We start from the raw sequence: 26,050 nt of genomic DNA on the forward strand, positions 1-26,050 counted from the left end.
ACAAGCGCGTAGTATCGCTGCCAGCCACAAATATGGCTTGAGGCTGGACATGCTGCTACGCCCTTCCCTGCTCCCTGCACTGGCCGTGTTCGCGGTCGCCGCGCGCCATCAGAACTTCGCCCAGGCGGCGCAGGAACTGCATCTGACCGCGAGCGCGGTCAGCCACCATGTGCGTCGTCTGGAAGAGGTGCTGGCCACGCGCCTGTTCCTGCGCCATGCGCGTGGGGTACGCCTGACGGCCGAGGGCCGGCAGTTGGCCGACGCCGCCAGCGCCGCGTTCACCGATGTCGCCGCCGTCGCCCACCATCTGCAGCCGGACGCGGACAGCGTGCCGCTGCGGATCGCTACGCTGCGCTCATTGTCGTATTGCTGGCTGTTGCCACGGCTGCCGCGTTTCACCCAGGCCCATCCACACATCCGCATCGAGCTGCACACCGGCAGTGGCCTGGACCGCTACGACGAAAACGGCCCGGAGGTGGGCATCCGTTATGGACTGGGCCAGTGGCCCGGACTGCACGCGCAGCACCTGATGGACGACAACCTCTTTCCCGTGGCGTCCCCGGCGCTGCCCGGTGTCGAAGCCCTGGAAGATCCGGCACGCATCGCCGAGTTGCCGCTGCTCAGTGATCTGTCACCACAGGGCTGGCGTGACTGGTTCCGCCACGCCGGCGTGCGCCCGCCGTCGCCGTTGCCGGCGATGCACACCTTCGCCGACAGTACCGACGCGATGCGCGCGGCGGTGTATGGCATGGGCGCGGTGCTGGCGCGCACCCACGTCGCCCAGCCCTATCTGCAGCGCTATGAGCTGGTGCGCCTGCCAGGCCCTGCACTGAAGGCACGCTACGCGTACTACGTGGTGCATGCCGAAGGGCGGCCGCCCAGCCCTGCCGCGCGGCTGTTCATCGACTGGTTGCTGGGCCAGGCGCAGGACGAACGCACGCCGGTTCCCGCGTTGCCCGACAGCCTGCTGGGGCGCCCGAGCACACCCGGCTGACTGCGCCCTCACCCGATCTTTGCCCGGCGCTGGCTAGGCTGCAGGCGAACCCCACAACGTGCTTCTGCCATGGCCCTGCTGCGACTGCGAATTACCGGAACCGAAGACGATGCCCGTGCGATCAGCGACCTGCTGCTCGGCCTGGAAGGCATCGAACACGTCGAAGAGACCGACGACCTGATGCCGCACATGGATGACGATGATTCCAGCTCGGCCGGGCTGTCCGACGACATCGGCCCGGGTACCCACGAACTGGAAGTGGAAGTGGGCAACGAAAGCACCGCGCAGAAGGTGCGCGATGCGGTGCAGGAACTGGCGATGGAACTGGATGTGTTCGTCGAATACGAGACCGACGAAGGCTGAGCGTCCGCCGGGCATGGCCCGGCGCTACCTTCTGCACATTCCGGTAGCGCCGGGCCCTGCCCGGCGAGCGCATCGTGCGGTGTCGATCAGGCTTTGCGGCGGCGACGACGGATCAGCGCACGGACGATCCAGGCCATCACCAGCGCCACCAGACCCACCGGCAGCAATGCCGCCGCAGCACGGATCAGGAATGCCACGCTGGTGCTGAGGATGCTGCCCGACTCGCTCAGGGCTTCGCCGATCTCGCTGCGGCTGCGCTGGCCCGAGGTGGTGTCGAAATGCATCGTCACCAGCTGGGTATCGATGCGCCTGCGCTGCTGGGCGGCGTCCTTGCTGGCCTGCTCCACACCCGCCTCGATCTCCGACAGGCGGGTGGTGATCGCCATCAGATCCTCGATCTTCAGATCGCCGCGGTCCTGATAGGACAGCAGCCGCGCGTGCTCCTTCTCCAGCCGGGCCTTGGTCAGCGCGGTGTCGGCCACCTGCTGGGCCAGGTCCTCGGCACGCGTGTTGCGCGCCTGCAGCGTGCCGCCTTCGCCGGCCAGGCCGATCAGCGATTCCACGCCCTTCGGCGCGATGCGTACCTTGACCTCGCCACTGGGCTGTTCGCCGCTGCGTTGATCCACCTGCAGCACCGCGCACTCACCGAACTTCGCGTTCTGGCACGCCTCCGCGACCCGCTGGATGCGCGGCGCGATCTGCGCCGCTTCCAGCTGCACCTGCACATCGTGCTCATAGGCCAGGAAGGCGCCTTCCGGCGAAGCGACAGCGGCATCGGCAGCGACAGCACCGGCCTCCTGCGCTCGCTCACCGTTCTTGGCACAGGCCGCCAGCGCCAGCAGCAATGCCGGCACGATAACCACGCGCGTCCACACGCGAGGCGCCGTCATCGCGAGGCTCCGTCGAACGAGGTGATCGACAATCCACCCAGCTCGACCTGCGGCAGGCAGCGCACGTTGATCGCCACCATCGGCAGGCCACTACGCGGGTCCACTGCCTCGCTGTACGGCGCGGTGCCGCACGCGCGGCAGTGATGGTGATCGATGTTGTGGGTGTTGAACTGGTAGGTCGCCACGTCGGCGACATCGGTGCCCAGCTGGAACGCCTCGCGCGGGGCGAACCAGAGCAGGCTGCCGCGGCGGCGACACATCGAGCAGTTGCAGTCGATGACGTCCCTGATGGGTGCATCAGCCTGCACGGTGAATGCGATCCTGCCGCAATGGCAGCTTCCCTGGTATTCCATGTCCTGCGCTCCGCTGGAGGGTCCTTGTGTGCGCCCATGGTAATCCTATGGCACGGGGACAAAGCAGCCCCGGGGGCCTATGCTCGGGGATTGACCCCGTACAGGAATGCCGATGCGCCCGCATCTTCTTGCCCTCGCCCTCGTCGCCGCCCTCGCCGGTTGCCAGCCCGCCGACGCCCCGACCAACGGTTCCACCCCGGCCGCCAGCCAGCAGGCCGGTGATGCAGCGGTCGATGCCGCCTTCGCCGACCTGTCCAAGCGTGCCCTGGACACCTGGATGCAGCTGTCCCCGGTCAGCGCCACCCAGATCGGCGACCACCGCTATGACGGCGAGATCGACGACCTGAGCGCGGCCGGCCAGCAGAAGACCGTGGACGCCTACAAGGGCCTGCTGGGCGAACTGGACAAGATCGAGGTGGCCAAGCTGGGCCGCGAGAACCAGGTGGATGCCGCGATCCTGCGCAACCAGCTGCAGTCGGAAATCTGGAATGCCGAGGTGATGCAGTCCGGCAAGTGGGACCCGCAGTTGTACAACGGCATTGCCGGCAGCGCGATCTACGGCCTGATGGCGCGCGAGTTCGCGCCGCTGCCGGAGCGCCTGAAGTCGGCCACCGCGCGCATGGAAAAGCTGCCGGCGATCTTCGCCCAGGCCCGCGAGAACCTGGATCCGGCACGCGTGCCGAAGATCCATGCCGAGACCGTGGCCAAGCAGAACAAGGGCATCCTCAGCATCGTCGATACCTTCATCACCCCGCACATCGGCGAGTTGCCGCAGGCCGACCAGCAGCGCCTGCAGGCCGCCATCGATGGCCTGAAGAAGGCCGTGGACGAGCAGCAGACCTGGCTGGACAAGACCCTGGTGCCGAACGCCAAGGGTGACTTCCGCATCGGTGCGGAAAAGTACGACCAGAAGCTGAAGTTCGCGCTGAATTCCTCGCTGTCGCGGCAGGAGATCGGTGAGCGTGCACGCGCCGAACTGAAGCGCGTACGCGAGGACATGTACGGCATCGCGCAGACGGTGCTGAAGGACAAGCCGGGCGCACCGGACATGCCGGCGCAGCCGAGCGACGAGCAGCAGCAGAAGGCGATCGAGGCCGCGCTGGAGCTGGCCTACGCTGACAAGCCGGCGCGCGACAAGGTGGTCGACGATGCCAAGGCCGCACTGGAGCAGTCCACCGCGTTCGTCCGCGAGCACGACCTGATGACCCTGCCCGACGCGCCGGTGGACATCATCCTGATGCCGGAATTCCAGCGTGGCGTGGCCGTGGCCTACTGCGATTCGCCGGGCCCGCTGGACAAGAACCTGAAGACCTTCTACGCCGTGTCGCCGATTCCCGACGACTGGAACGACAAGCAGGTTGACTCGTTCCTGCGTGAGTACAACTCGCGCATGATCCACCTGCTGAGCATCCACGAAGGCACCCCGGGCCACTACCTGGAAGGCTGGCACTCGGCCAAGTTCCCCTCCACCCTGCGTGCCGTGCTGCGTTCGGGCCTGTTCGCCGAAGGCTGGGCGGTCTACACCGAGCGCATGATGCAGGAGCAGGGTTATCTCAACAACGACCCGCTGTTCCACCTGGTGCAGCTGAAGTTCTACCTGCGCACGATCTCCAACGCGATCCTCGACCAGGGCGTGCACGTGGACAACTGGGATCGCGAGAAGGCGATGCACCTGATGACCCACGACGCCTTCCAGCAGGAAAGCGAAGCCTCGGGCAAGTGGGTGCGCGCGCAGCTGACCTCGGCACAGCTGCCGACCTACTTCGTCGGTGCGCAGGAACACTTCGACACCCGCAAGGCGATGCAGGACAAGCTGGGTGACAAGTTCAACCTGAAGGCCTACCACGACCAGATGCTGTCCTACGGCGCACCGCCGGTGCGCTTCGCGCGCCAGTTGATGCTGGACCAGCCGATCGAGTGATCGGTCAGGTGTGAGTTGAATGAAAACGGCCCGGGGAGACCCGGGCCGTTTTCATTTCCATGTGTGCAGGCGCATCCCATCCACCCGGATCCTGCAGTAGATCCACGCCATGCGTGGATGCTCGTCGGTTCAAAGCATGTGGATGTAGAGTTTTTCCGCGTGTGGCCGGACATCGAGAAAATACTCTGCACCGCAGCCACGGCATTTGGACGGATGCTCCTCGTCGCTGCCCCGCTGCTCATCCAACGCGCTGGCCAGGACTGGATGCCCGCAGTCGAAGCAGAGGAATGCGATGTTGCTGCCATGCGCATCCGCTTCGATTTCAGCACCCTCATAGTCCATCAGCAGAAAGTCGGTAATGTTCAAGGCGCACCTTTTCATGGTCTTGGCAGCAAGAAATCAGCCCAGCTTCCTTTCAACCAACCCTGTGGAGCATTGCCTTCCGAGCGGTGCATCCACGCATGGCGTGGATCTACTCCCCGGCGGCGACAAACCCACCGGTCTGCCGCGCCCACAAGCGCGCGTACAGTCCACCGGCCTCGATCAGCTCGGCATGGGTACCGGTCTCGACGATACGGCCCTGGTCCATCACCACCAGCCGGTCCATCCGCGCGATGGTCGACAGGCGGTGGGCGATCGCGATCACCGTCTTGCCACCCATCAGTTCGTCCAGGTTGTCCTGGATCGCCGCTTCCACTTCCGAGTCCAGCGCCGAGGTGGCCTCGTCCAGCACCAGGATCGGCGCGTCCTTCAGCAGCACACGGGCAATGGCGATGCGCTGGCGTTGGCCACCGGACAGCTTCACCCCGCGCTCGCCGACGTGCGCGTCGTAGCCACGACGCCCTTCGCCGTCGACCAGCGTATCGATGAAGGCCTCTGCGCGCGCCTTGGCCACCGCCGCGCGCAGCTGCTCGTCGCTGGCATCCGGGCGGCCGTACAGCAGGTTGTCGCGGATCGAGCGGTGCAGCAGCGAGGTGTCCTGGGTCACCACGCCGATCTGCTGGCGCAGGCTTTCCTGGGTGACGTAGGCGATGTCCTGGTCGTCGATCAGGATGCGACCGCTTTCCAGGTCGTACAGCCGCAGCAGTACGTTCACCAGCGTCGACTTGCCGGCACCGGATGGGCCGACCAGACCGATCTTCTCGCCCGGCTTCACCACCAGCTCAAGGCCAGCGATCACGCCACCCTTCTTGCCGTAGTGGAAATGGACATCCTGGAAGTGCACGCCGCCACGGGTCACCCGCAGCGGTACAGCATCCTCGCGGTCCTGCACGGTCAGCGGCTGGGCGATGGTGGTGATGCCATCCTGCACGGTGCCGATGTCCTCGAAGATGCCGTTGATGGTCCACATGATCCAACCGGACATGTTGTGGATGCGGATCACCAGGCCGGTCGCCAGGGTGATCGCGCCGACAGTGATGTGTCCGCCGTTCCACAGCCACAGCGCAAGACCACAGGTTCCGGCGATGAGGAACCCGTTGACGATGGCGATGGTCAGGTCCATGCCAGTGGTGATCCGGGTCTGCGCGCGGTGCTTGACCGCCAGTTCCTGGATCGAATCGGCGACATAGGCCTGCTCGCGGCCGCCATGGGCGAACAGCTTCAGCGTGGGAATGTTGGTGTAGCCGTCGACGATGCGTCCCATCGCCTTGGAGCGCGCCTCCGATGCGATCCAGGCGCGTTCCTTCGCGCGCGGCACGAAGTAGATCATGATCACCACGTAGGCCAGCAGCCACAGGATCAGCGGCACCATCAGCCGCCAGTCGGCCTGTGCGAACAGGTACAGCGCGGTGCCGGTGTAGACCACGATGTACCACAGCGAATCGACCATCTGCACCGCCGACTCGCGCAGCGAGGTACCGGTCTGCATCACCCGGTTGGCCATGCTGCCGGCGAAGTCGTTCTGGAAGAAACTCAGGCTCTGCCGCACCACGTAGTTGTGCATCAGCCAGCGCGAGCGATTGCTCAGGCCCGGCACGATGGCCTGGTTGACCAGCAGGTTGTGCAGGCCGACCAGGATCGGGCGCGCGATGACCGTGATGAACAGCATCCAGCCCAAGGTATCGGCGTGGCGCTGGAAGAAACCCGCGCCCGGCTGCTCGGCAACCATGTCGACGATGCGGCCGAGGAAATCGAACATCGCCACTTCCACCAGCGCCAGCAGCAGGCCGGCGATCAAGGTGGCCAGCAGCACCGGCCACACCGGCCGCAGGTAGTGCAGGTAGAACGGCACCACGGTGCGCGGCGGCATGCGCCCGTCAATGGGCGGAAACACCGGAATCAGGGATTCAAACCAACGGAACATCGCATTCCCTCGCCATCGATAGCCGGCGGAGTATCCCACGCCGCGTGTGTACGCCGGCCGACGAACACCACCGGTTCCGGGTAGCGCCGGGCCATACCCGGCGGCTCCCCTGCAACCGCGCTACGCGCTCGCCGGACGTGGTCCGGCGCTACCAATCCGCTCCGCCAAACGGTAGCGCCGCGCAATGCCCGGCGGTGTTATTTCACCGGGGTGAACAGCAGATCCTGGAAGTCGAAGCTGAAATCGGTCAGGTCGGAGATCGGCTGCATGCGCACCTCGCGCACGTTTCCATCCGGGTCCAGGCTGAAATTCACGAACGCATCGGCATTGAGCGAGCGATCATCCCAGCGCACGATGAAGGTGTCGTGCTGCCAGTGTTCCAGGCGGCCGCTGAGCTGTGCCGTCTTTGCGAAGCGCAGCCGCAGGTCCTTGCCTTCCGCACGGATGACCATGTCGCCATACCAGCGGTCGCGGTAGGTGGCCGCATACCCGGCCAGCGGCAATGACGGCCTGCTGCCCTTGTCACGCTCCGCCTGGTGCTTGGCCCACGCTTCGTCGGCCTTGTCCTGGCCCTTGGCCACGCCCTTGGCATAGGCATCCACCCAGTCGTGCTTTTCACCGCCCAGGTAGGCATCGAGCACGCTCAGCGTGATCGCATTGAACGCCGCACCCACTTCCTGGTTGGTCAGCACCACCACGCCCAGCTTCTCGCCCGGCACCAGCGTCAGCCGCGACACCATGCCCGGCCAGCCACCGGTGTGCCAGACCAGCTTCTGCCCGCGATAGTCGCTCAGGCTCCAGCCCTCGCCATAGCCGGCGAAGTTGGCCCGCGCCGGCGCCAGCTCTGGCACGCTTGGCGCCGGAATCGTCTGCGGCGTGATCATCTGCCACATCTGCTGCTGGCTCTTGGCAGTGAACAGCGGCGTGCCATCGGCCAGCTTGCCTTCGGCCAGCTGCACCTGCATCCAGCGTGCCATGTCATGGGCACTGGAATAGATGCCACCGGCACCGGCGTTGTTCGACCAGGTCAACGGCGCAACGGTACGCAGGTCCTTGAAATCGTACTTGGCATGGCCGACCGCAGCGTTGTCGCCGGCCTTGAGGTGATCGGCGTTGTAGCGCGTGCCGGCCATGCCGACCTTGTCGAAGATGCGCGTCTGCAGGAACTGCTGGTAGCTCATGCCCGACACGTGCTCGATCACCTGCTGGGCGACCGCATACAGGATGTTGTCGTAGGCATAGCGCTCGCGGAAACCACCTTTCAGCGGCACCTGGCCAAGGCGCTGCACGACTTCGGCATTGCTGTAGGACGTGGTCGGCCAGAACAGCAGGTCGCCCGCGCCCAGGCTCAGGCCGCTGCGATGCGACAGCAGGTCGCGGATCGTCATCTGCCCGGTCACGAACGGATCGGACATGCGGAACGATGGCAGGTGATCGATCACCTTGTCGTCCATCTTCAGCTTGCCGTCCTCGGCCAGCAGATTCAGCGAGGTGGCAGTGAAGGCCTTGGTGTTGGAGGCGATGGCGAACAGGGTATCGGCCTCGACCGGCGCCGGCTTGCCCAGTTCACGCACGCCCCAGCCGCGCTCCAGTACCACCTGCCCGTCCTTGACCACGGCCACGGCGATACCGGGCACGTCGAACTGCGCGCGCACGCGCTCGACGGTGGCATCCAGGTCCTGCAGCTGCTGCGGCGTCGCCGCATTGGCCATGGTCGTGCACGCAAGCAGCACGGCTCCTCCGATCCAGTTGTTCATCCAGCACCATCTCCGAACAGGGGTAGCGGCCATGTGCAGGCCGTCACCGGGGTTTCGCGCGATGGTAACGGTCCCGGGTGCAGCCTGCCCTGTGCCATAGGAGGGGTGTCATGGGTGCGAACGGCCAGAGCAGCAACGGCTCCACCATCATTCCGTGCCTGCGCTACCGCGACGCGCTGGCCGCCATCGACTGGCTGCAGCGCGCGTTCGGTTTCCACGCGCAGGCCGTGTACGCCGACGGCGATACGGTGCACCACGCACAGCTGGTGTTCGGCCAGGGCATGATCATGCTTGGATCTGCCAGCAACAGCGGCGAATGGGCCAAGCTGGCGGTGATGCCCGATGACGTCGGTGGCCGGCAGACGCAGAGCGCCTGCGTGATCGTCACTGATGTCGACGCCCACTACGCGCGGGCCAAGGCTGCCGGTGCACGCATCGTCATCGACATTGCCGACCAGGCCTATGGTGGACGTGGCTATGCCTGCGCCGATCCGGAAGGCTACCTGTGGTGGTTCGGCAGTTACGATCCGTGGCGGGCGGAACACACGCAATGACGGCACGAGCCGCGTCTGCGCTGCCGGTCCGCTGCGGCATCGGCGGCTGGGTGTTCCCGCAGTGGCGTGGCGGCGCCTTCTATCCACAAGGGTTGATCCAGCGCGAAGAGCTGGCCTACGCCAGTCGCGCGTTGCGCTGCATCGAAATCAACGGCACTTTCTACCGCACCCCGACAGCGGCCCAGTGTGCGCAATGGGCCGCGCAGACGCCGCAGGGTTTCCGTTTCTCGATGAAGGCGCCGCGCCACCTGGTGCAGCGCCGCGACCTGTCGTCCACGATCGAGGCGGCTGGCGCGTTCCTGCAGGCAGCCATCGCTCTCGGCGACCGGCTCGGCCCGTTGCTCTGGCAGTTCGACCCGCAGCACCCGGCCGATGCCGCGGCGCTGGACACCTTCATGGCACAGCTGCCACAGCAGCGGGAGGGAACGGTGCTGCAACATGCGCTGGAGGTGCGCAACGCCAGCCTGCATGGGCCGGAACTGGTCGAAGCGGCGCGCCGGCATGGCGTGGCCCTGGTGATCGAAGACAGCGACGAGTCACCGTTGCACGGTGACATCACCGCCGGCTTCGTCTATGCACGGATCAAACGCAGCCAGGCCCGGCTGAGCGAAGGTCTTCCCCTGCCGATGCAGCAGCGCTGGGCCGGTCGCGCGCGGTGCTGGGCGCGAGGCGAGGCGGTCGATGACCTGCCCTGCCTGGCCCCACCGGCCCCTGCCGCACCGCGCGAGGTCTACCTGCTGTGCATCGGCGCCGGCAAGGCACGCAACCCGGCGGCGGCGATGGCGCTGCAACGGCTCATCGACGGCGCCAGCGATCCACGGCCCATAGCAGTGTCCAGCCCAGCACGAACACCGCGCCGACGCGCAGTACGCTGAGGCCGAATGCACGCGAACCGATCCGCTGCACGTCCAGGAAGGGATACGGGGCGCTGCCCAGCCACGAGGCCGTGAGCATCGCCCAGCCCAGGTAGGCCAGCGGCACCAGCAGCACCGCGCCCAACGCACGCCAGCGCAGGCCACCATGAGGCAGCAGCCCCGCCCAACCGGCCAGATACAGCAGCGGCACCACGTAGTGCAGACCGACATCGGCCCACCATTGCAGGCCAGTTGGTTGCCACAGCCCCTGCAGCGCCAGCAGATAGATCAGGCCGGTGACGCCGATGCACAGGGCCAGGGTGGCGGCCACCGTCGGTCGCAGGGTGCGGCCGCTGCAGAGCCAGACGCAGCCCAGGCACACGGCCAGATTGCTGAGGATGGTGAAGTAGCTGAGGAAGCGCAGGCTCGCCACGCCGGGTCCCAGGCTGGCGCCGATGCCGCGCATCAGCAGGGCGAACTGCAGCAGCAGCGATGCTGCCGCGACCAGCGCGGTCAACAGCGCCCAGCCGCGCAGCAGAAGAAAACGGGCAGCAGGCATGCACGGCTCCCTCGTGGCAACGCCGCGAGCATGCCACAGGCATCGCCCGCCGATGCGCCTTGCCTCACAATACGCTGATGAGCACACCCGACACCCGCAAAGCGCTTTGGCAGATCCACTTCTGTGTCCTGCTGTGGGGCGTCACCGCCATCCTCGGCAAGTTGATCACCCTGCCCGCGCTGCCGCTGGTGTGGTGGCGGATGCTGCTGGTGGTGGCGATGCTGGCACTGCTGCCGCGGGTCTGGCGCGGGCTGCGCACGTTGCCGCTGCGGCTGGTCGCCGGCTATGCCGGCATCGGCGCGCTGGTCGCGCTGCATTGGCTGACGTTCTATGGCGCGGTGAAGCTGGCCAATGCCTCGGTTGCTGCGACCTGCATCGCCCTGGCACCGGTGTTCACTTCGATCATCGAACCGTGGGTGGCCAAACGCCCGTTCCAGATGCGCGAGCTGGCGTTCGGCCTGGCCGTGCTGCCCGGTGTGGCGCTGGTGGTGGGCGGCGTGCCCGACGGCATGCGCATGGGCGTGCTGATCGGTGCGCTCTCGGCCCTGCTGGTGGCGGTGTTCGGCTCGCTCAACAAGCGCATGGTCAGCCATGCCGATCCGCTGACGGTCACCGCGCTGGAACTGGGCGCCGGCACCATCACCCTGACCCTGCTGGCCCCGCTGATGCCGTACCTGCTGCCGGCGCTGGCCAGTCCGTTGTGGATCGTTCCCGACCTGCACGACGGCATCCTGCTGCTGGTGCTGGCCGGTGTCTGCACGCTGCTGCCGTTTGCCCTGGCCCTGGTCGCGCTGCGCCACCTCAGCGCCTACACCGTGCAGCTGGTCACCAACCTGGAGCCGGTCTACGCCGTGTTGCTGGCCGTGGTGCTGCTGCGCGAGCAGCACGAAGTCACCCCGTGGTTCTACCTGGGCGTGGCGATCATCGTCGGTGCTGTGTTCCTGCATCCGCTGCTCAACCGCCGCAAGCGCGTGCAGCATCCGGAGATCCTCGGCACCTCCGAAGCGCGCAACATCGCCGATTGAGCGCGTCCGCGCATTGCGCGGATCTTCCCGGTACCGGTCTCAGCGCTGCGGCCAGTGCCAGGCCGGTGCATCCAGCAGGCCCTGCCCGCTCAGCAGCGTCCGCCCGTGCTCCTTGAGCAGGTGCATCGAGTGGCAGTGCGGCGCCTGCTCCAGCGCGGCGATCAAGCGTGTGGCATGCGATACCACCCAGACCTGGCTGCGCGCACTGGCGGCGATGATCAAGCGTGCCAGCGCCGGCAGCAGGTCCGGATGCAGGCTGGTCTCCGGCTCGTTGAGTACCAGCAGCGGCGGCGGCCGTGGCGTGTGCAGCGCCGCTGCCAGCAACAGGAAACGCAGCGTGCCGTCGGACAGTTCGGCCATCGACAGTGGCCGCAGCAGACCGGGCTGGTGGAAGCGCAGCGCGAGCCGGCCATCCAGTTCCTCGAAGCTCACCGTCGCCCCCGGAAATGCATCCTCGACACTCTGCGCCAGCGCCTGCGGATCGCCGATTTCCAGGATCGTCACCCAGGCGGCGGCGAGGTCGCGGCCGTCGTGGTGCAGCACCGGGGTGCGGGTCGCCATCGACGGTTGTCGCGCCGGCGCATCGGCATCACTGCGGAAGTGGTCGTAGAAGCGCCAACGGCGGATGTACTCGCGCAAGGTGATGGCTTCCGGCATACGCTGCGGATCGCCCACCTGGGTGAACAGGCTGTCGAACAGCGAAAGACGGTCGTCCACCAGGTCCCAGCCGCGTGCGTGCCGCTGCCGCACCAGCGCCCCGCGGCGGTCGACCAGCAGGTTGGCGCTGCGCAGGAAGGGCCCCGCCCAGATCGCTTCGGCCTTGATCTGCGGATCCAGTGCGAAGGCCGATCGACTCGGCGGCGGATAGCCGAGGTCGATGGCGTAGCCGAATTCATCGGTGGCAAAGCCGAGCTTGAGCCCAACCGATTCCTGCCGCGGTCCGCCCTGCAGCGGAATCTCACCGGCCAGCACGCGGCGATCAATCTTTTCCGGACCGGCCCACAGCGCCGAACCCAATCCGCCCTCCCGCGCCAGCACCGCTGCAACGCCGCCCTGCGCGGTTTCCGCCAGCAGGCGCAGCGCGCGGTACAGGCTGGATTTGCCACTGCCGTTGTCGCCGGTGACGACGTTGAGCCGCTGCATCGGCAGCACCAGCTCGTGCAGTGATCGGTAATTGGCGATGGCCAGGGTCTGCAGCATGGTCGACGTCCTTGCAGTGAGACGCTGAGGTTGCCGTACGGGGATCGCAATGGCTGCGACTGCCCGCGGACGCCCGGGCCATCCACGCATGGCGTGGATCTACTGGTGGTTCCACCCGTGGCGTGGATCCACCGCAGCCGCCAGGGCGGTCAGGGCGCCACTTCCACCCGGTTGCGGCCGGCGCCCTTGGCCCGGTACAGCGCGGCATCGGCACGGGCCAGGGTCTGCTCGGAGGTTTCACCAGGCCGGTGCTGCGCCACGCCGATGCTGATCGTCACCGGGAAGCCCAGCGGCAGGTTGGACACCGCCACGCGCAGGAACTCGCATTGCAGCTCGGCGGTGCGCAGGTCCACGTCCGGCATCAGTGCGACGAACTCCTCACCGCCGTAGCGTGCGGCCATGCCGCGCCCGGCGAAGTGCGAGCGCAGCAGCGCCCCCAGTTCGGCCAGCACCCGGTCGCCGGTCGCATGGCCCTGGAAATCATTGATGTGCTTGAAATGGTCGATGTCCACCAGCGCCACACAGGCCTGCCGCGCCTGCCCATCAACGGCGACCACGGCTTCTCCCAGCGCTGCTGCCAGTGCGCGGCGGTTGGGCAGGCCGGTCAGCGCATCGGTCCGGCTCTGTTCGGCCAGGTCGGCATTCTGTGCCAGCAGCAGGTCGTGGTAGTCCGACAGCAGCCGCTCGTAGTCGTCGCGCTCGAGCATGTGCTTCTGGATGTCCAGCGCGAAGCGGCGCAGCTCCATCACCAGCATCACCTGCCGCGACAGCGCGGCCAGCGCTTCGGCCTTGTCGCTTGCCAGGTGCTGCGGGCGCGCGTCGAACACGCACAGCGTGCCCAACGGCAGGCCGTCACTGCTGATCAGCGGTGCACCGGCATAGAAACGCACGTGCGGGTCGCCAGTTACTACAGGGTTGTCGTGGAAGCGCACATCCTGCAGCGCGTCCTCGACCACCATGATCTCCTGCGGCTGCAGGATGGCATGGCCACACATCGAATCACTGCGCAGGGTCTCGGCCGCATCGATGCCCTGTATCGACTTGAACCACTGCCGCTCGACGTCGATCAGGGTCACGGCCGCCATCGTCGTGCCGCATACCGCCTTGGCAATGGCGACCAGATCATCGAACGAGCGTTCCCGTTCGGAATCGAGGATCCGGTAGCGGTACAGCGCCTCCAGGCGCAGCGCTTCGTTGGCGGGCTTGTCGGGCTTGATCATGCAGCGTCACGTTCCGGCAGGTCGCCGCAAAGTCTAGCTGATGTAGAGCCGCACCCAAGCTCGACTGCACCCGGGCAACGGCAGCCGAGCATAGGCTCGGCTCTACACACGTCGTTTACCAGTCCTGCTGCTGCGGCAACAGGCCGTGCAGCTCCTGCTCGGTCAGGTTGCGCCACTGGCCGGGCTTCAGCGCACCGATCTTGATGTTGTCGATGCGCACGCGGCGCAGCTGCGTCACGCGATAGCCGAACTCGGCCGACATCAACCGGATCTGCCGGTTCAGGCCCTGCTGCAGGGTGATGCGGAAACCGAACTTGGCGATCCGCGAGGTCTTGCACGGCAGTGTCATCTGGTCATGAATGCGCACGCCGCGGGCCATCGCGCGCAGGAATTCGTCGGTGACCGGCTTGTTCACCGCCACCAGGTATTCCTTCTGGTGGCCGTTTTCAGCGCGCAGGATCTGGTTGACGATGTCGCCGTTGCTGGTCATCAGGATCAGGCCTTCCGATTCCTTGTCCAGGCGGCCGATCGGGAAGATGCGCTGTTCATGGCCGACGAAGTCGACGATGTTGCCCTTCACCGTGCTTTCGGTGGTGCAGGTCACGCCCACCGGCTTGTTCAGCACGATGTACACGTGGCGGCGGGCGCCTGGCTTGCGGGCAGTGCGAACGCGCAACGGCTGGCCGTCGACCAGCACCTTGTCCTCCTCGCCGACCACCGCGCCGGTGCCGGCGGCATGGCCATTGACGGTGACGCGGCGGGCGGCGATCAGGCGATCGGCCTCGCGACGGGAGCAGAAGCCGGTGTCGGCGATGTATTTGTTGAGTCGGCTGGTCATCGCCCCATTATCCGGCATCGCCGCCCTTCCCGCCTCATGCCGTGGTCAATGGATCTTCGGTCTCGCCATCGAACACCCGGTTACGGCCACTGCGCTTGGCCACATACATGGCATGGTCGGCGCGCCGCAGCAGCGCGGCCAGGTCATCTTCGGCCGGCCGCCACTGTGCCAAGCCGATGCTCGCGGTCACCTCCAGGCCGGGCACCTGCAGGTCCCGGCAGGTCTCGGTGATGCGCTGGCGCAGGCGTTCCAGGCGGGCGGCAGCGATCTCCCGCGGCATGCCCGGCAACAGCAGCAGGAACTCCTCGCCCCCCATCCGCACCACCTGGTCCTCGCTGCGGACAGCGGCACGAAGCGCGCGCGCCACGGCCACCAGCACCTGGTCGCCGACCTCATGGCCGTGGCGATCATTGATGTCCTTGAACAGATCGATATCAAGGAAGCCGATCACCAGCGGGCCCCTCTCACGCTCGCCGCCCTGCAGATGCTGGGCCAGCTGGTGCAGGCCGGCGCGGCGGTTGGGCAGGCCGGTCAGCATGTCGGTCTCGGCGAGCTGGCGCATTTCATCACGCTGCTGGCGCAGCCGGCCCAGGCGCAGGTTGAGCGCGTAGGCCGCCATCATCAGCAGCCAGGTGACCGCCAGCTGCAGGGCCTCCACCCGGTACTCCATCAGCCAGTGCGCGCTGGCGGCGTCGGCCACGATCAGCACCAGCATCGGCGCCAGTGCGGCCAGTCCTGCCAGCGACCAGACATCGCCGCGCAGCCGGGCCCAGATGCCCATCGCCAACGACAGTGCGCAGCCGACGACGAAGGTCCCCTGCAGGATCTGCGCGACCACGCCCAGTCCATCGCGCTGCAACCACGGCACCACCGCCGCCAGCATCAGCAGGGACCACAACACCAGTTGCTGGGCCACGCGCGAACGTGGCAGTACGCGGTCACCGCCGTTCAGGCGCCACAACGCCGGCAACACCAGTGCCTGGGTGGCTGCAGTCAGTGCCAGCAGCCACCCGTCCCCGCGCGCGCCAACCCGCAGCCAGGGTTCGGGATAGCCGCTGAGGCCACCGAGGATCGACTGCCACAGCACCAGCACCAGGGTGGCGCCGATGTACATCAGGAAACTGCGGTCACGGGTGGTCAGATAGGCCATCAGCGCCGACAGCGCCAGCGCGATTGCCACGGCGATGCAGGCGGCGCGCACCAGCAGCCGGGCCGTGTCGTTCTGCTGTACCGGGCTGGGCGCACCCAGCTGCAATGTCGGCACCCAGCGCGCCTTCAGCGGTGTCTGCCAGGAGACCAGGAAGGGTTCGTGGCTGCCGGCAGCGGGTACCGCCACCATGCCGATGCCCGCCCGGAAGCGCGAATCGCGGGTGCGCGCGTCCTGCATGTTGCCGCAGATCTCGCGGTCACCGTGCTGCAGCCGCACTTCGCCGGCAAAGACATTGAAGACATCCAGCGCCTGCGGCTCGCCGGACCAGCCTTCTGGCGGTGCATTCACCTGTGTCTGCTGGCGCGGCCCGGCCAGCATCTCCGGCGTGCACGCGCGATGGGGCGTAGGTTCGGCCGTCGCGGTGCCGACCAGAAGATAATCGCGGCCGGCGTCGACGCTGCGCGCATGGCCCAGCCACGGCAACGCCAACCACACCAGCAGCAGGACAAGCACCGCCCCTGTTTCGAAACGCACCTGCCTGCCGCCCACGCCACGTCCTGTTACTGCTTACGTCCGCGCCCACTGCGCGTCGCCCCTGGCGGCATTATCGCAGTCGAAGGCACCGCCGATGTGTAGACCAAAGTGGCGGGGGTGTTGGCCGGGCTGCCGCCCGGCACCCGTAGAGGCCGGAGCCGAAGCAACAGCGAAAGCGGCTACCGAGGTGGGCGGGGCGGAATGGGCAGGCAGGACACGCCGTAAACCCGTCCATGGGGGCTCGATGGCGCCATCCATGGCGCCAACGGTCCTGCCTGCCCATACCGCCCCACCCCTGACAGTGTCCCGCCATCTGGTAGATCCACGCCGTGCGTGGATGGATGTTCATACCGATCTCGAAATCATTGAATGGATTGGATGTCATCCACGCATGGCGTGGATCTACGCGTCGACCCACCAAGAGCAGGCCATGCCATCCAGACAGATTGCGGAGATCTGTCGAAGGCGGGGTGGGTCCGGTTGCGGGGGCGTGAGCGCCATGGGCCCGAGGCATGCCTCGGGCGGGTTGGGCAGGACGCCCAACCCCGGTCTTGCCGTGTGCGCAGGACAGCGCACACGAGCAAGGCGCGACCGAGCTTACATGGACGTACTTGCAGCGTCCGCCGCAACCGGACCCACCCCGCCATCCCACGGATAGCCGCTGTTGCTGTTGCTGCTGAGGTTGCCGGCCAGCGGCCGGCACTACCGCGGGTGCCGGGCGCAGCCCGGCCGCAGCACCATCAGCCGGCAGCCGATGGCCCCTGCGTGCCGGCCAACCGCATCGGCCGCAGGTCGGCCAGGGTCAACCGTTCCAGTGGCTGCGGCCGTTCGATGGCATAGCCCTGCAGGCCCTGCACCCCCATCCCGGCCAGCGCCTCGGCCACTTCAATGGTCTCCACCCACTCGGCCACCACCTCCATCTGCAGTTCGCGGCCCAGCTCGCTGATCGCACGCACGCTGGCACGACTGACCGGATCGGTATCCATGTCACGCACGAAGGCACCATCGATCTTCAGCATGTCCGCCGGCAGCTGCCGCAGATAGCCGAACGAGGACAGGCCCGAGCCGAAATCATCCAGCGCCACCCGGCATCCGCGCGCCTTCACCGCGTCGATGAAGGCTCGTGCCTGGCTCAGGTTGCCGATTGCCGCAGTTTCGGTGATCTCGAAGCAGAGCTTGGACGCCAGCGCGCGGTTGCGCTCCAGCAGGTCGCAGACGAACGCCAGGAATCCCGGCTCGGCGATCGACTGCGCCGACACGTTGACGTTGCACAGGCCCAGCTGGCGTACGTGCGCCGGGCACACCTGCAGGTGGCGGAACAGCAGGCCGAGCACGTGCCGGTCCAGTACCACCGCCATGCCGTAACGCTCCACCGCCGGCATGAACTGGCCCGGCAGGTGCAGCACGCCATCGCTGTCGCGCATGCGCACCAGCACTTCGTAGTGCAGGTAGGACGGATCGCCCACCTTGGCGATGCGCTGCGCATACAGCAGCATCCGGTTCTCGGCCATGGCACGACTGACCCGCTGCAGGCGCTCGGCCTCCAGCCGCCGTTCTTCCAGGGCCAGCCGGTTTTCGTTGAAGCAATGCACGCGGTTGCGACCGGCCTGCTTGGCTGCATAGCAGGCACTGTCGGCGGCGCTCATCAGCCAGTTCGCGTCCGGCGCCTCGGCCGTGACTTCGACCACGCCCACGCTGCAGCTCAGCTGCGGACTGCCTTCGCTGATCGGGAACGTGGCCTGGCCGAGGTTGCGGATCAACCGCTGCAGTACGCGCTTGGCTTCATCCTGGTTGGCGCGGGCGAGGAACACCGCGAACTCGTCCGCACCCAGGCGCCCCACCCAGTCGCCATCACGCACCGCGCCGACCAGGTACTCGGCGAAGCTGCGCAGCATCTGGTCGCCGGCCGCGTGGCCGAAGCTGTCGTTGACCAGCTTGAAGTGGTCCAGGTTGATGTAGCCCAGTGCGTGGGTTCCACCGTCGGAGCGGACCTGCAGCAGCGACTTCTCCAGCAGGCGCTCGATCTCGCGACGATTGATCAGCCCCGTCAGGGGATCGTGGCTGGCATGGTGTTCGATCTCGCGCGCCAGGGCATGGTTCTGGCTGACATCCTCGACGATGGCGAACACCGACAGGCGGCCGTCGGCGGTGCGCACGCCGGTACCACTCCAACGCCCCCACACCAGGCTGCCATCGCGGCGTCGGAAGCGCAGCTCGCCCGGCCGCAACTGGCGATCCCAGTCGATACGGCCAGCCTCATCGATGACCAGCTCGCCCTCCATCAGCAGCTCGGCCAGCGACATCTGCAGCAGCACGTCCCGGCGATGGTCGAGGATGTCGGCCATCGCCTGGTTGGCCTCCACCACCCGGCCGCTGGCATCCAGCTTGAGCATGCCGACGTTGGCCTGGTAGAAGGCCGCCCGGAAGCGGCTCTCGTGCTCGGTCAGGTCCTTGCCGACCCGGCGGGCCAGGGCAACCGCCATCAGGCTGATCAGCAGGACCGACAGGCCGCCTACGGCCAGGGTCGCGATGCGCACCGCGCGGGCCATGCGCAGCAGCGCCTGCGAGAACGCCTGCGCCTGCTCGCGCAGCTGGTGGTCGATGCCACGCAGCCGGTGCAGGTAGTCATCCACGGTCGCCTCGTCCAGCGGCCCCGCGCCATGGCGGCGCTGCAGCTCCTCCGACAACGCCTGCAGGGCCAGCAGGTCCGCGTCGGTCTGCCGCCACAACCAGGTGGCCTCGCGGAAGGCACCGACATTGCGCGCATGGCGGAACGAGAAGATCAGCCGTGGAATGTCGGCGCGGGCATTGCCCCCACGCAGGAAACCGGCGCGGGCTGTCGCCTCGTCCGGTTCGGGTTGCTCCAGCGCCTTGCGAGCCTGCAGGTCACCCAGCGGAACCTGAAGTGCCCGCTGGGCATCCTGCAGATCCTGCAGATGGCCGCGCGCCAGGTAACGGCTGAGCGCTGCGGTGGCGTCCTGCTGCCCCCGCGACCAGTAGCCCTGCCCTGCGATCCACGCGGTCGATGCCGCCTGCAGCTCCTGGATCACGGCCGACAGCGCGACCAGTCCGATCGCCATGCCCGTCAACAGCGCAAATCGCAGTCCCAGCCCGCGGGTCATCGGTACCCGTCGGCGCTGTTGGTCCATGCCACTTCTACCCATCCTGGATCCCCCGAATGTGCTGCGGTGACAATCTCCTACGGAACCGGGCCAGCCTAGGACCGGGGATGTGTGGGCCATGCGAAACCGGACCCGGCGGGTGATCGGCAGCGGCGGCCGGGCCGGCCTGACCTCTTGAAAACGACAACGCCAGCCCGGAGGCTGGCGTTGTTCATCTACTTCTGCGCGGCTTAGAAGCTGCGCGGGCCGCGCGGCTTGTTGAAGCCATCACGACGCGGCGGACGGCTGTCGCGGTCGCCGCCGGGGCCACCCGGACCACTGCGACGCGGAGCACCCGGGCCACCCGGACCGCCCGGACCACGCTTGTCGAAGCGCGGCTTGAACGGACGCGGCGCCGGATTGACCTCTTCACCGGCCGCCAACGGACGCATCTGCAGCTGCTGGCCGGACACCCATACCTTCTGCAGGTGGGTCAGCACGTCCGACGGCATCTGTGCCGGCAGATCCAGCAGCGAGAAGTCGTCGTGGATGTCGATGCGACCGATGAAGCGGCTTTCCAGGCCGGCTTCGTTGGCGATGGCACCGACGATGTTGGCCGGCTTCACGCCGTGCTGGTGGCCGACCGAGATGCGGTAGGTCTCCATGCCCTGCTCCGGTGCGCCGCGCGGCGGCACGTCACGGCGCGGACGCTGCTCGAAGCCACCCTCGGCATCGTCACGACGCGGACCACGCTCGAAGCGCGGGCCGCGCTCGTTGCGGTCGCCACGTTCCGGGCGCTCAGTGCGCTCGAAACGCTCACGCGGCGCGCGCTCTTCGCGCGGTGCACGCACCGGCGGCTGCAGCAGGAACGGGGTATCGCCCTGCATCATCTTGGCCAGTGCGGCGGCCACTTCGATGGCCGGCACGTTCTGCTCGGATTCGAAACGCTCCAGCAACTGGCGGTAGAAGTCCAGGCCGCCCTGGCCCAGGGTCTCGGTGATGCGCGAGGTGAACTTGTTGATGCGGTTGTCGTTGACCGCTTCCACGCTCGGCAGCTGCATTTCTTCGATCGGCTGGCGGGTCGCACGCTCGATCTGGCGCAGCATGCCCTTTTCGCGCGGGGTGGCGAACAGGATCGCCTCACCGCTGCGGCCAGCACGGCCGGTACGGCCGATACGGTGCACGTAGCTTTCGGTGTCGTACGGAATATCGTAGTTCAGCACGTGGCTGATGCGCTCCACGTCCAGGCCACGGGCGGCCACGTCGGTGGCGACCAGGATGTCCAGCTTGCCTTCCTTCAGCATGGCGATGGTGCGCTCACGCTGGGCCTGCTGCATGTCACCGTTGATGGCGGCAGCGGCCAGGCCACGGGCCTGCAGCTTGCTGGCCAGTTCCTCGGTGCCGGCCTTGGTGCGCGCGAAGACGATCATCGCGTCGAACGGCTCGACTTCCAGGATGCGGGTCAGCGCGTCCAGCTTGTGCATGCCGCTCACCCACCAGTAGCGCTGGCGGATGTTGGCCGAGGTGGTGGTCTTGGTCGCGATGGTGACTTCGACCGGGTCCTTCAGGTAGGTCTGCGCGATGCGACGGATGGCCGGCGGCATGGTGGCCGAGAACAGCGCCACCTGGCGCTTCTCCGGCAGCTTCTTCAGCACCGCTTCGACGTCGTCGATGAAGCCCATGCGCAGCATTTCATCGGCTTCGTCCAGCACCAGCGTCTTCAGCTCGGACAGGTCCAGCGTGCTGCGGTTCAGATGGTCGATGACGCGGCCGGGGGTACCGACCACGATGTGCACGCCGCGGCGCAGGGCCGTCAGCTGCTGGCCGTAAGGCTGGCCGCCGTACACAGGCAGCACGCGGAAGCCGGGGATCTTCGAGGAATAGGACTGGAACGCCTCGGCAACCTGGATGGCCAGCTCGCGGGTCGGGGCCAGCACCAGGGCCTGCGGCTTGATCTGCTGCAGGTCGATGTTGGACAGCACCGGCAGCGCGAAGGCTGCGGTCTTGCCGGTACCGGTCTGGGCCTGGCCCAGCACGTCGCGGCCTTCCAGCATCGCCGGGATGGTGGCAGCCTGGATCGGCGACGGCGTTTCGTAGCCGATGGCAGTGACAGCCTGCATGACAGAATCGGACAGGCCGAGCTGCGCGAACTGCAGCTGCGCTTGGGTTTCTTGGGACATGGGGAACTCCGAAGGCACTGCCACGAGCATGGCAGGCGAAAAAAAGGGGGATTCCGCGCTTTGGGCGCCCTTCTTATCGCGTGCCCTGGCGCTGCTCGGTTGAAGCTGAGGTTTCACTCGCTCAGAGCGGAATGATACCGCACTGTTCCTGAACATGGTGTACAGGAAGCCATCGGCATGCCGTTACGGCCCGCCGTGGCGCACAATAGGCGCCCATTTTACCGCTGCGGGCTCTGTCCTGCAGCGCCTGCCCCAGGAAACCCCGTTCCATGCAGATCCTCGAATTCGACCTCGACGGCGACTACGTCGAACTCAAGCAGTTGCTCAAGCTGGCCGACCTGGTCACCAGCGGTGGCGAAGCCAAGATGGTCATCAGCGAAGGCCTGGTGCTGGTCGATGGCGAGGTCGAGCTGCGCAAGGCCTGCAAGATCCGCGCAGGCCAGGTGGTCGAGTTCAACGACAGCCAGATCCGGGTACTGGCCGCCGTTTGAGTCACCGCGCTGCCGTCAGGCCACGCGCTGGGTCAGGTGGGCGGCAATCAGCTGCCGGAACGGCGCCACCCCCTGCGCCACCCGCAACCCGGCCGCGCGCAACAGGCGCGCCGGCCGGCGGTCATCGGTATACAGGCTGGCGACCGCATTGGTCGCCTCATACAGCGGCCGCGCTGACAGCCGATGTCCGCGCTGGTAGCTGCCCAGCATGCCGGCGGCGGCGATGTCCGCCCCGCGCCGCTGCTGCTCGGCGATGCCCTGCGCCAACCGCTGCGCACTGGCCAGGCCCAGGTTGAAACCATGTGCGGTGACCGGGTGCATGCCCACCGCGGCATCACCGATCAATGCCGAACGCTCGCCGACGAAGCGCTGCGCATATACCCCGACCAGGGGATAAGCCTGCGGCGTCGCCACCGGCTGCATCCGTCCCAGACGGTGTTCGAAGAAACCGCTGATGGCGTCCCCGAACGCGATCTCATCCATCGCCAGCAGTTCTTCGATCTGCCGCGGCGGCAGGGTGATCACCGCCGATGCCTGGCCTTCGTTGAGCGGCAGCAGTGCCATGGTGCGGCCATAGCCGAACCACTCCCACGCCGTGTGGTGATGATCGCGCTCGACCTGCATGCGGCACACCAGCATCGACTTGCCGAAGTCACGCATCTGCGCACCGATGCCGAGCATGCGGCGGGTGCCGGAGAAGCGGCTGTCGGCGCACACCAGCAGGCGCGCGTGCAGTTCGCTGCCATCATCCAGGCGCACCACGTGGCCCTGGCTGTCGGCGCGCACCGCCTGCACCTTGCGACCATCGAACAGCTCCAGCCCGTCCTGGCCCTGCACCGCCTGCCACGCCGCGCGGCGGATCAGATGATTGGGCACCAGCCAGCCCAGCGGCTGGCCATCGATCTGGCTGCTGGCAAAGGTCAGCGCGAATGGCGACCCGCCGTTCATCACCCGCGCATCGCGCAGCTCGGCAATCTCGGCTTCGGGCAGGCGTTGCCACAGGCCCAGTTGTTCCAGGCTCTGCCGCGACGCATGGGTCAGGGCGATTTCACGGCCATCGAAGGCGGCCTCGGCCAAGGCCTGGCGCGGCTGCGCCTCGACCAGCCCCACCTGCAGGCCAGTGCCGGCCAGCGCGCGCGCAAAGCACAACCCGGCCGGTCCGGCGCCGACCACCACCACGTCCATCCTGCGCATGCGCGCCTCCTGCCGTTGATCCAGTCGCGGCCAGCATAGCGCCGCGTGCCTGACCGGCCTTGATCTGGATCAGCTGTACTTCACAGCAGCGCGAACACCAGCGCCAGGATCGCCAGGATCGACACCAGCCAGACCAGGCTGCGCACATAGGGAATGCCGGCCGCATACAACGGCAGGTACACCACACGCGCCCAGAAGTAGACCTGCGCGGCCAAGGCGGTGGCATCGCTGCCACGCCCGGCCACCACCACCGCGATCGCAGCGGCGGCGAAGAACGGGAAGGTCTCGAAGAAGTTGGATTGCGCCCGCTGCAGCCGCCCCGCCAGCGGGCTCAGCGGCTTGGACGAGTCGTCGCGTGCCGAGGCGTTCCATTTCATCCCGCGCTCGCGGGTGACCACGGTGGAGGCGGCGAAGATGTAGACGAAACCCAGCAGCATCGCCCACGCCAGCATCGTCAGTTCGGTGGTCATCGTCGTTCTCCGTCAGGGGCTGGATGCACGCAGGCTGTAACCGGCCAGGCGCCAGGTCTGGTCTTCATCGAAGCGGAACGACACCAGCTCGCGTACCGGCTGCGCGCTGTTGGCGAAACGGGTCGGGAAGCTGACGTTGATGTACAGGCCCTCGGGCACGGCCGCACCTGCAGCGTATTTCACGCGGGTGATAGTCGGCTGGCCACGCCCGGCCATCGCGCCCAGTCGCGTGCGGTCTGCCGCAAGCTGGCTGACGAAGGCGGCCTTGGGCACCGCGCGGCGGGCAACAGCCGAGGCGCCGTCCCACAACTCACCCGCCCGATTGGCGTCGACCAGTTGCGCGGCCTTCAATGCGGCGCTGCCCATTTCCGCGTCCTGTTTCTGCACCTGCGCCTGCTGGGCAGCACTCAGCACCGGCGTAGCAGCCGTCGCCGGTTTCGCGGCGGTCGGGGCGCTCGCCGCGGGGCGCGCCGGGGCCGGCGCGGGCGTGGCCGGTGCAGGCGTTTGCGCCAGTGCAGCCAGGGGCAACAGGGACAGCAGCAGGAGCACGCGCTTCATGGACACCGCCGGTTCGATGGAAAGAACCGCAGTCTACGCCAGCGCGGTGAGTGGCCCGTCAGCGCGCCTGGACGCTGCCCTCCACCGCGCCAGCGTCGGCCTGCGCCGCCGGTGCAGCGGACGTCGCCGGCAGCTGCTCGGCCACCGGCGGCTGCTCCGGCGGCGCCGGCGGCAGCGTGGCCACGTCGATCTCCGACAGCGGGCTTTCCTCCGGGCATACCGGATCGGGGAAGCCGAAGCGCTGTTTCAGCGACTGGCCACAGCTGTTGATCGATTCCATGTCGGCGCCATCGCGCTTGCACTGTTGGTCGAAGGCCACCAGGAAGGCATCCTTGCGCTGCACGAAGTCGTCGCCACAGGCACGCATCTGCTTGATCCGCTCAAGGTCGTCCTGCACCGCGTTGGTGCCGTCCAGGCCGTACTGGCGAAGCTCTTCGGCCGTCAGCAGGCGCAGGCTGCGGTTGGGCACGGTCATCATCAGGTCGGCCACGCCCACCGCCACGCCATTGCGCTGCAGATAGTCCTTCACGTTGTCATAGACCTCGTGCAGCTCGCGGTTGAGTTCCGCGCGCGAGGTGGCCTTGGAGCTGATGCGCATCATGCGATGGATGCCGACCTTGCCGGTCAACAGGCGGTTGTCACCGGCAGCCAGCACGAACACGCAGGCGCTGTGGCAGATCGAACCTTCGCGCACCCAGATGGTCCAGCCGGATTCACCGATGCTGTCACCGGCGACGATGGCCGATTCCACCTGGCCACCACTGGAATCCAGATCGAGGATGCGCTTGTGGATCTGCAGCTCGTCGGCCACCACGGCCAGCCGCCACATCATCTCGGCAAACCCGGGGTTGATCTTGCCGTTGTAGCGCACGCGCAGCAGGCCACGCTCGGCACACGGCGCCAGGGCCTGCTTCAGCTGTTCGCGCTGCAGCCCTTCCAGTTCGAGGCCATCGCCGCCTTCGCCGGCGTAGTCGGTGCCGCAGCTGATCCACGCCTTGCCATTGTCCAGCTGGGTCTGCGGCCAGGGCCGATCGGCACTGCTGCGTGCCTGTGCCGGCGGCGGCGGCGCATCGGCGGCATTGATCGACACCATGTTCTCGCCATCGCTGGCCGGGGCACGCGTGGCCTTGTCGGCGGCAGTGACGTTGCCGGGGTTCTCCAACTGACTGCAGCCCGCCAGGGCCAGGCACAACAGGGGCAACCAGCGGAGTTTGGCGGACATCGGGCAACCGGATTTCGGACAGGTAAGAACCACAGTCTACCTGCCCCTGCCGCGCATTCAGCGCGCGCCACTGAACCGCTTCTGACCCTTAACCCTTGTCATTCCCCATTCCGGCGTCGTCCCAAATCCCACCCACGCATGGCGCGGATCCATGTGTCGACCAAGGTCGACACCCACCAAGAGCAGACCATGCCATTTCGACAGTTCGCGGAAATCTGTCGAAGGCGGGGTGGGTCCGGTTGCAGGGGTGTCCGCAGCATGGATGCCGCGGCCAAGCTTACATGGACGTACTTGCAGCGTCCCCTGCAACCGGACCC

General features: G+C 67.2%; 23 protein-coding genes. 7 read left to right on the forward strand and 16 right to left on the reverse strand.

All coding sequences use genetic code 11. The features are described from left to right. Positions 1 to 49 precede the first annotated feature (49 nt). Complete coding sequence (locus ACFX4F_RS06285) at positions 50 to 994, forward strand: LysR substrate-binding domain-containing protein (RefSeq protein ID WP_099821447.1); 945 nt, start codon at positions 50 to 52, stop codon at positions 992 to 994. A gap of 69 nt (positions 995 to 1,063) precedes the next feature. Then, the gene (locus ACFX4F_RS06290) at positions 1,064 to 1,357 is read left to right on the forward strand and encodes a hypothetical protein (RefSeq protein WP_099821448.1); all 294 of its coding nucleotides are present in this window, start codon (positions 1,064 to 1,066) and stop codon (positions 1,355 to 1,357) included. 86 nt (positions 1,358 to 1,443) lie between these two features. On the opposite strand, the gene ACFX4F_RS06295 is transcribed toward ACFX4F_RS06290, so the two are convergent. Next, the gene (locus ACFX4F_RS06295) at positions 1,444 to 2,247 is read right to left on the reverse strand and encodes a DUF4349 domain-containing protein (protein ID WP_099821449.1); all 804 of its coding nucleotides are present in this window, start codon (positions 2,245 to 2,247) and stop codon (positions 1,444 to 1,446) included. Further along, entirely contained in the window at positions 2,244 to 2,600 is a 357-nt protein-coding gene (locus tag ACFX4F_RS06300) for a GFA family protein (protein WP_099821450.1), read from the reverse strand. The genes ACFX4F_RS06295 and ACFX4F_RS06300 overlap by 4 nt, the downstream gene beginning before the upstream one ends. Positions 2,601 to 2,712: 112 nt before the next feature. Here ACFX4F_RS06300 and ACFX4F_RS06305 point away from each other — a divergent pair, with 112 nt between their 5' ends. Further along, positions 2,713 to 4,521, forward strand: coding sequence for a DUF885 domain-containing protein (locus ACFX4F_RS06305; RefSeq protein WP_099821451.1), 1,809 nt, complete (start codon positions 2,713 to 2,715; stop codon positions 4,519 to 4,521). A gap of 129 nt (positions 4,522 to 4,650) precedes the next feature. Here the strand turns inward: ACFX4F_RS06305 and ACFX4F_RS06310 are convergent, their stop codons facing one another. From ACFX4F_RS06310 to ACFX4F_RS06320, 3 genes are all read right to left on the reverse strand, one after another. Then, complete coding sequence (locus ACFX4F_RS06310; protein WP_243380346.1) at positions 4,651 to 4,887, reverse strand: hypothetical protein; 237 nt, start codon at positions 4,885 to 4,887, stop codon at positions 4,651 to 4,653. A gap of 106 nt (positions 4,888 to 4,993) precedes the next feature. Then, the gene (gene smrA, locus ACFX4F_RS06315; RefSeq protein ID WP_099821453.1) at positions 4,994 to 6,826 is read right to left on the reverse strand and encodes a multidrug efflux ABC transporter SmrA; all 1,833 of its coding nucleotides are present in this window, start codon (positions 6,824 to 6,826) and stop codon (positions 4,994 to 4,996) included. Positions 6,827 to 7,023: 197 nt separating this feature from the next. Then, positions 7,024 to 8,583 carry a serine hydrolase gene (locus tag ACFX4F_RS06320; RefSeq protein ID WP_380653300.1) on the reverse strand — a complete coding sequence of 520 codons (1,560 nt, stop codon included), beginning with the start codon at positions 8,581 to 8,583 and terminating at the stop codon, positions 7,024 to 7,026. Positions 8,584 to 8,693: 110 nt separating this feature from the next. Between ACFX4F_RS06320 and ACFX4F_RS06325 the strand changes: the two genes are divergently transcribed. Together ACFX4F_RS06325 and ACFX4F_RS06330 are read left to right on the forward strand one after the other, a co-directional pair. Continuing rightward, entirely contained in the window at positions 8,694 to 9,137 is a 444-nt protein-coding gene (locus tag ACFX4F_RS06325) for a VOC family protein (protein ID WP_380653303.1), read from the forward strand. Continuing rightward, positions 9,134 to 10,012 carry a DUF72 domain-containing protein gene (locus ACFX4F_RS06330; RefSeq protein WP_380653306.1) on the forward strand — a complete coding sequence of 293 codons (879 nt, stop codon included), beginning with the start codon at positions 9,134 to 9,136 and terminating at the stop codon, positions 10,010 to 10,012. Before ACFX4F_RS06325 ends, ACFX4F_RS06330 begins: the two co-directional genes overlap by 4 nt. On the opposite strand, the gene ACFX4F_RS06335 is transcribed toward ACFX4F_RS06330, so the two are convergent. Beyond that, positions 9,933 to 10,550 carry a Pr6Pr family membrane protein gene (locus ACFX4F_RS06335; RefSeq protein ID WP_380653309.1) on the reverse strand — a complete coding sequence of 206 codons (618 nt, stop codon included), beginning with the start codon at positions 10,548 to 10,550 and terminating at the stop codon, positions 9,933 to 9,935. The two genes, ACFX4F_RS06330 and ACFX4F_RS06335, sit on opposite strands and share 80 nt — an antisense overlap. A 77-nt stretch (positions 10,551 to 10,627) precedes the next feature. Between ACFX4F_RS06335 and ACFX4F_RS06340 the strand changes: the two genes are divergently transcribed. Then, complete coding sequence (locus tag ACFX4F_RS06340) at positions 10,628 to 11,575, forward strand: DMT family transporter (RefSeq protein ID WP_100464207.1); 948 nt, start codon at positions 10,628 to 10,630, stop codon at positions 11,573 to 11,575. 39 nt (positions 11,576 to 11,614) lie between these two features. Here ACFX4F_RS06340 and ACFX4F_RS06345 read toward each other — a convergent pair whose 3' ends face one another. The 6 genes from ACFX4F_RS06345 to ACFX4F_RS06370 all read right to left on the reverse strand — a co-directional run bounded on the left by ACFX4F_RS06345 (position 11,615) and on the right by ACFX4F_RS06370 (position 21,798). Continuing rightward, positions 11,615 to 12,775, reverse strand: a complete 1,161-nt coding sequence (locus ACFX4F_RS06345; protein ID WP_099821459.1) for an AAA family ATPase — start codon at positions 12,773 to 12,775, stop codon at positions 11,615 to 11,617. Positions 12,776 to 12,924: 149 nt separating this feature from the next. Next, entirely contained in the window at positions 12,925 to 13,995 is a 1,071-nt protein-coding gene (locus tag ACFX4F_RS06350; protein WP_100551994.1) for a sensor domain-containing diguanylate cyclase, read from the reverse strand. 115 nt (positions 13,996 to 14,110) lie between these two features. Then, positions 14,111 to 14,833 (reverse strand): pseudouridine synthase, encoded by a 723-nt coding sequence (locus ACFX4F_RS06355; RefSeq protein WP_099821461.1) that lies wholly within the window; start codon positions 14,831 to 14,833, stop codon positions 14,111 to 14,113. Between the two features lie 34 nt (positions 14,834 to 14,867). Further along, entirely contained in the window at positions 14,868 to 16,532 is a 1,665-nt protein-coding gene (locus ACFX4F_RS06360) for a diguanylate cyclase (protein WP_099821462.1), read from the reverse strand. 725 nt (positions 16,533 to 17,257) lie between these two features. After that, entirely contained in the window at positions 17,258 to 19,681 is a 2,424-nt protein-coding gene (locus tag ACFX4F_RS06365) for a bifunctional diguanylate cyclase/phosphodiesterase (RefSeq protein WP_099821463.1), read from the reverse strand. 188 nt (positions 19,682 to 19,869) lie between these two features. After that, positions 19,870 to 21,798, reverse strand: coding sequence for a DEAD/DEAH box helicase (locus ACFX4F_RS06370; protein ID WP_025877722.1), 1,929 nt, complete (start codon positions 21,796 to 21,798; stop codon positions 19,870 to 19,872). Positions 21,799 to 22,067: 269 nt separating this feature from the next. On the opposite strand from ACFX4F_RS06370, the gene ACFX4F_RS06375 reads away from it, so the two are divergent. After that, positions 22,068 to 22,289, forward strand: a complete 222-nt coding sequence (locus tag ACFX4F_RS06375) for an RNA-binding S4 domain-containing protein (protein ID WP_089239773.1) — start codon at positions 22,068 to 22,070, stop codon at positions 22,287 to 22,289. Between the two features lie 15 nt (positions 22,290 to 22,304). Here ACFX4F_RS06375 and ubiM read toward each other — a convergent pair whose 3' ends face one another. From ubiM to ACFX4F_RS06395, 4 genes are all read right to left on the reverse strand, one after another. Further along, complete coding sequence (gene ubiM / locus ACFX4F_RS06380; protein ID WP_099821464.1) at positions 22,305 to 23,483, reverse strand: 5-demethoxyubiquinol-8 5-hydroxylase UbiM; 1,179 nt, start codon at positions 23,481 to 23,483, stop codon at positions 22,305 to 22,307. A gap of 80 nt (positions 23,484 to 23,563) precedes the next feature. Then, a complete protein-coding gene (locus ACFX4F_RS06385; protein ID WP_099821465.1) occupies positions 23,564 to 23,953 on the reverse strand; it encodes an MAPEG family protein in 390 nt (129 codons plus the stop codon). 12 nt (positions 23,954 to 23,965) lie between these two features. Next, complete coding sequence (locus ACFX4F_RS06390) at positions 23,966 to 24,511, reverse strand: DUF4019 domain-containing protein (protein ID WP_099821466.1); 546 nt, start codon at positions 24,509 to 24,511, stop codon at positions 23,966 to 23,968. A 58-nt stretch (positions 24,512 to 24,569) separates the two neighbouring features. Beyond that, a complete protein-coding gene (locus ACFX4F_RS06395) occupies positions 24,570 to 25,733 on the reverse strand; it encodes a hypothetical protein (RefSeq protein WP_099821467.1) in 1,164 nt (387 codons plus the stop codon). Between the last annotated feature and the right edge of the window lie 317 nt (positions 25,734 to 26,050).

The sequence above is a fragment of the Stenotrophomonas sp. YIM B13575 genome (assembly GCF_042787595.1).
GTDB classification, from domain to species: Bacteria; Pseudomonadota; Gammaproteobacteria; order Xanthomonadales; family Xanthomonadaceae; genus Stenotrophomonas; species Stenotrophomonas lactitubi_B.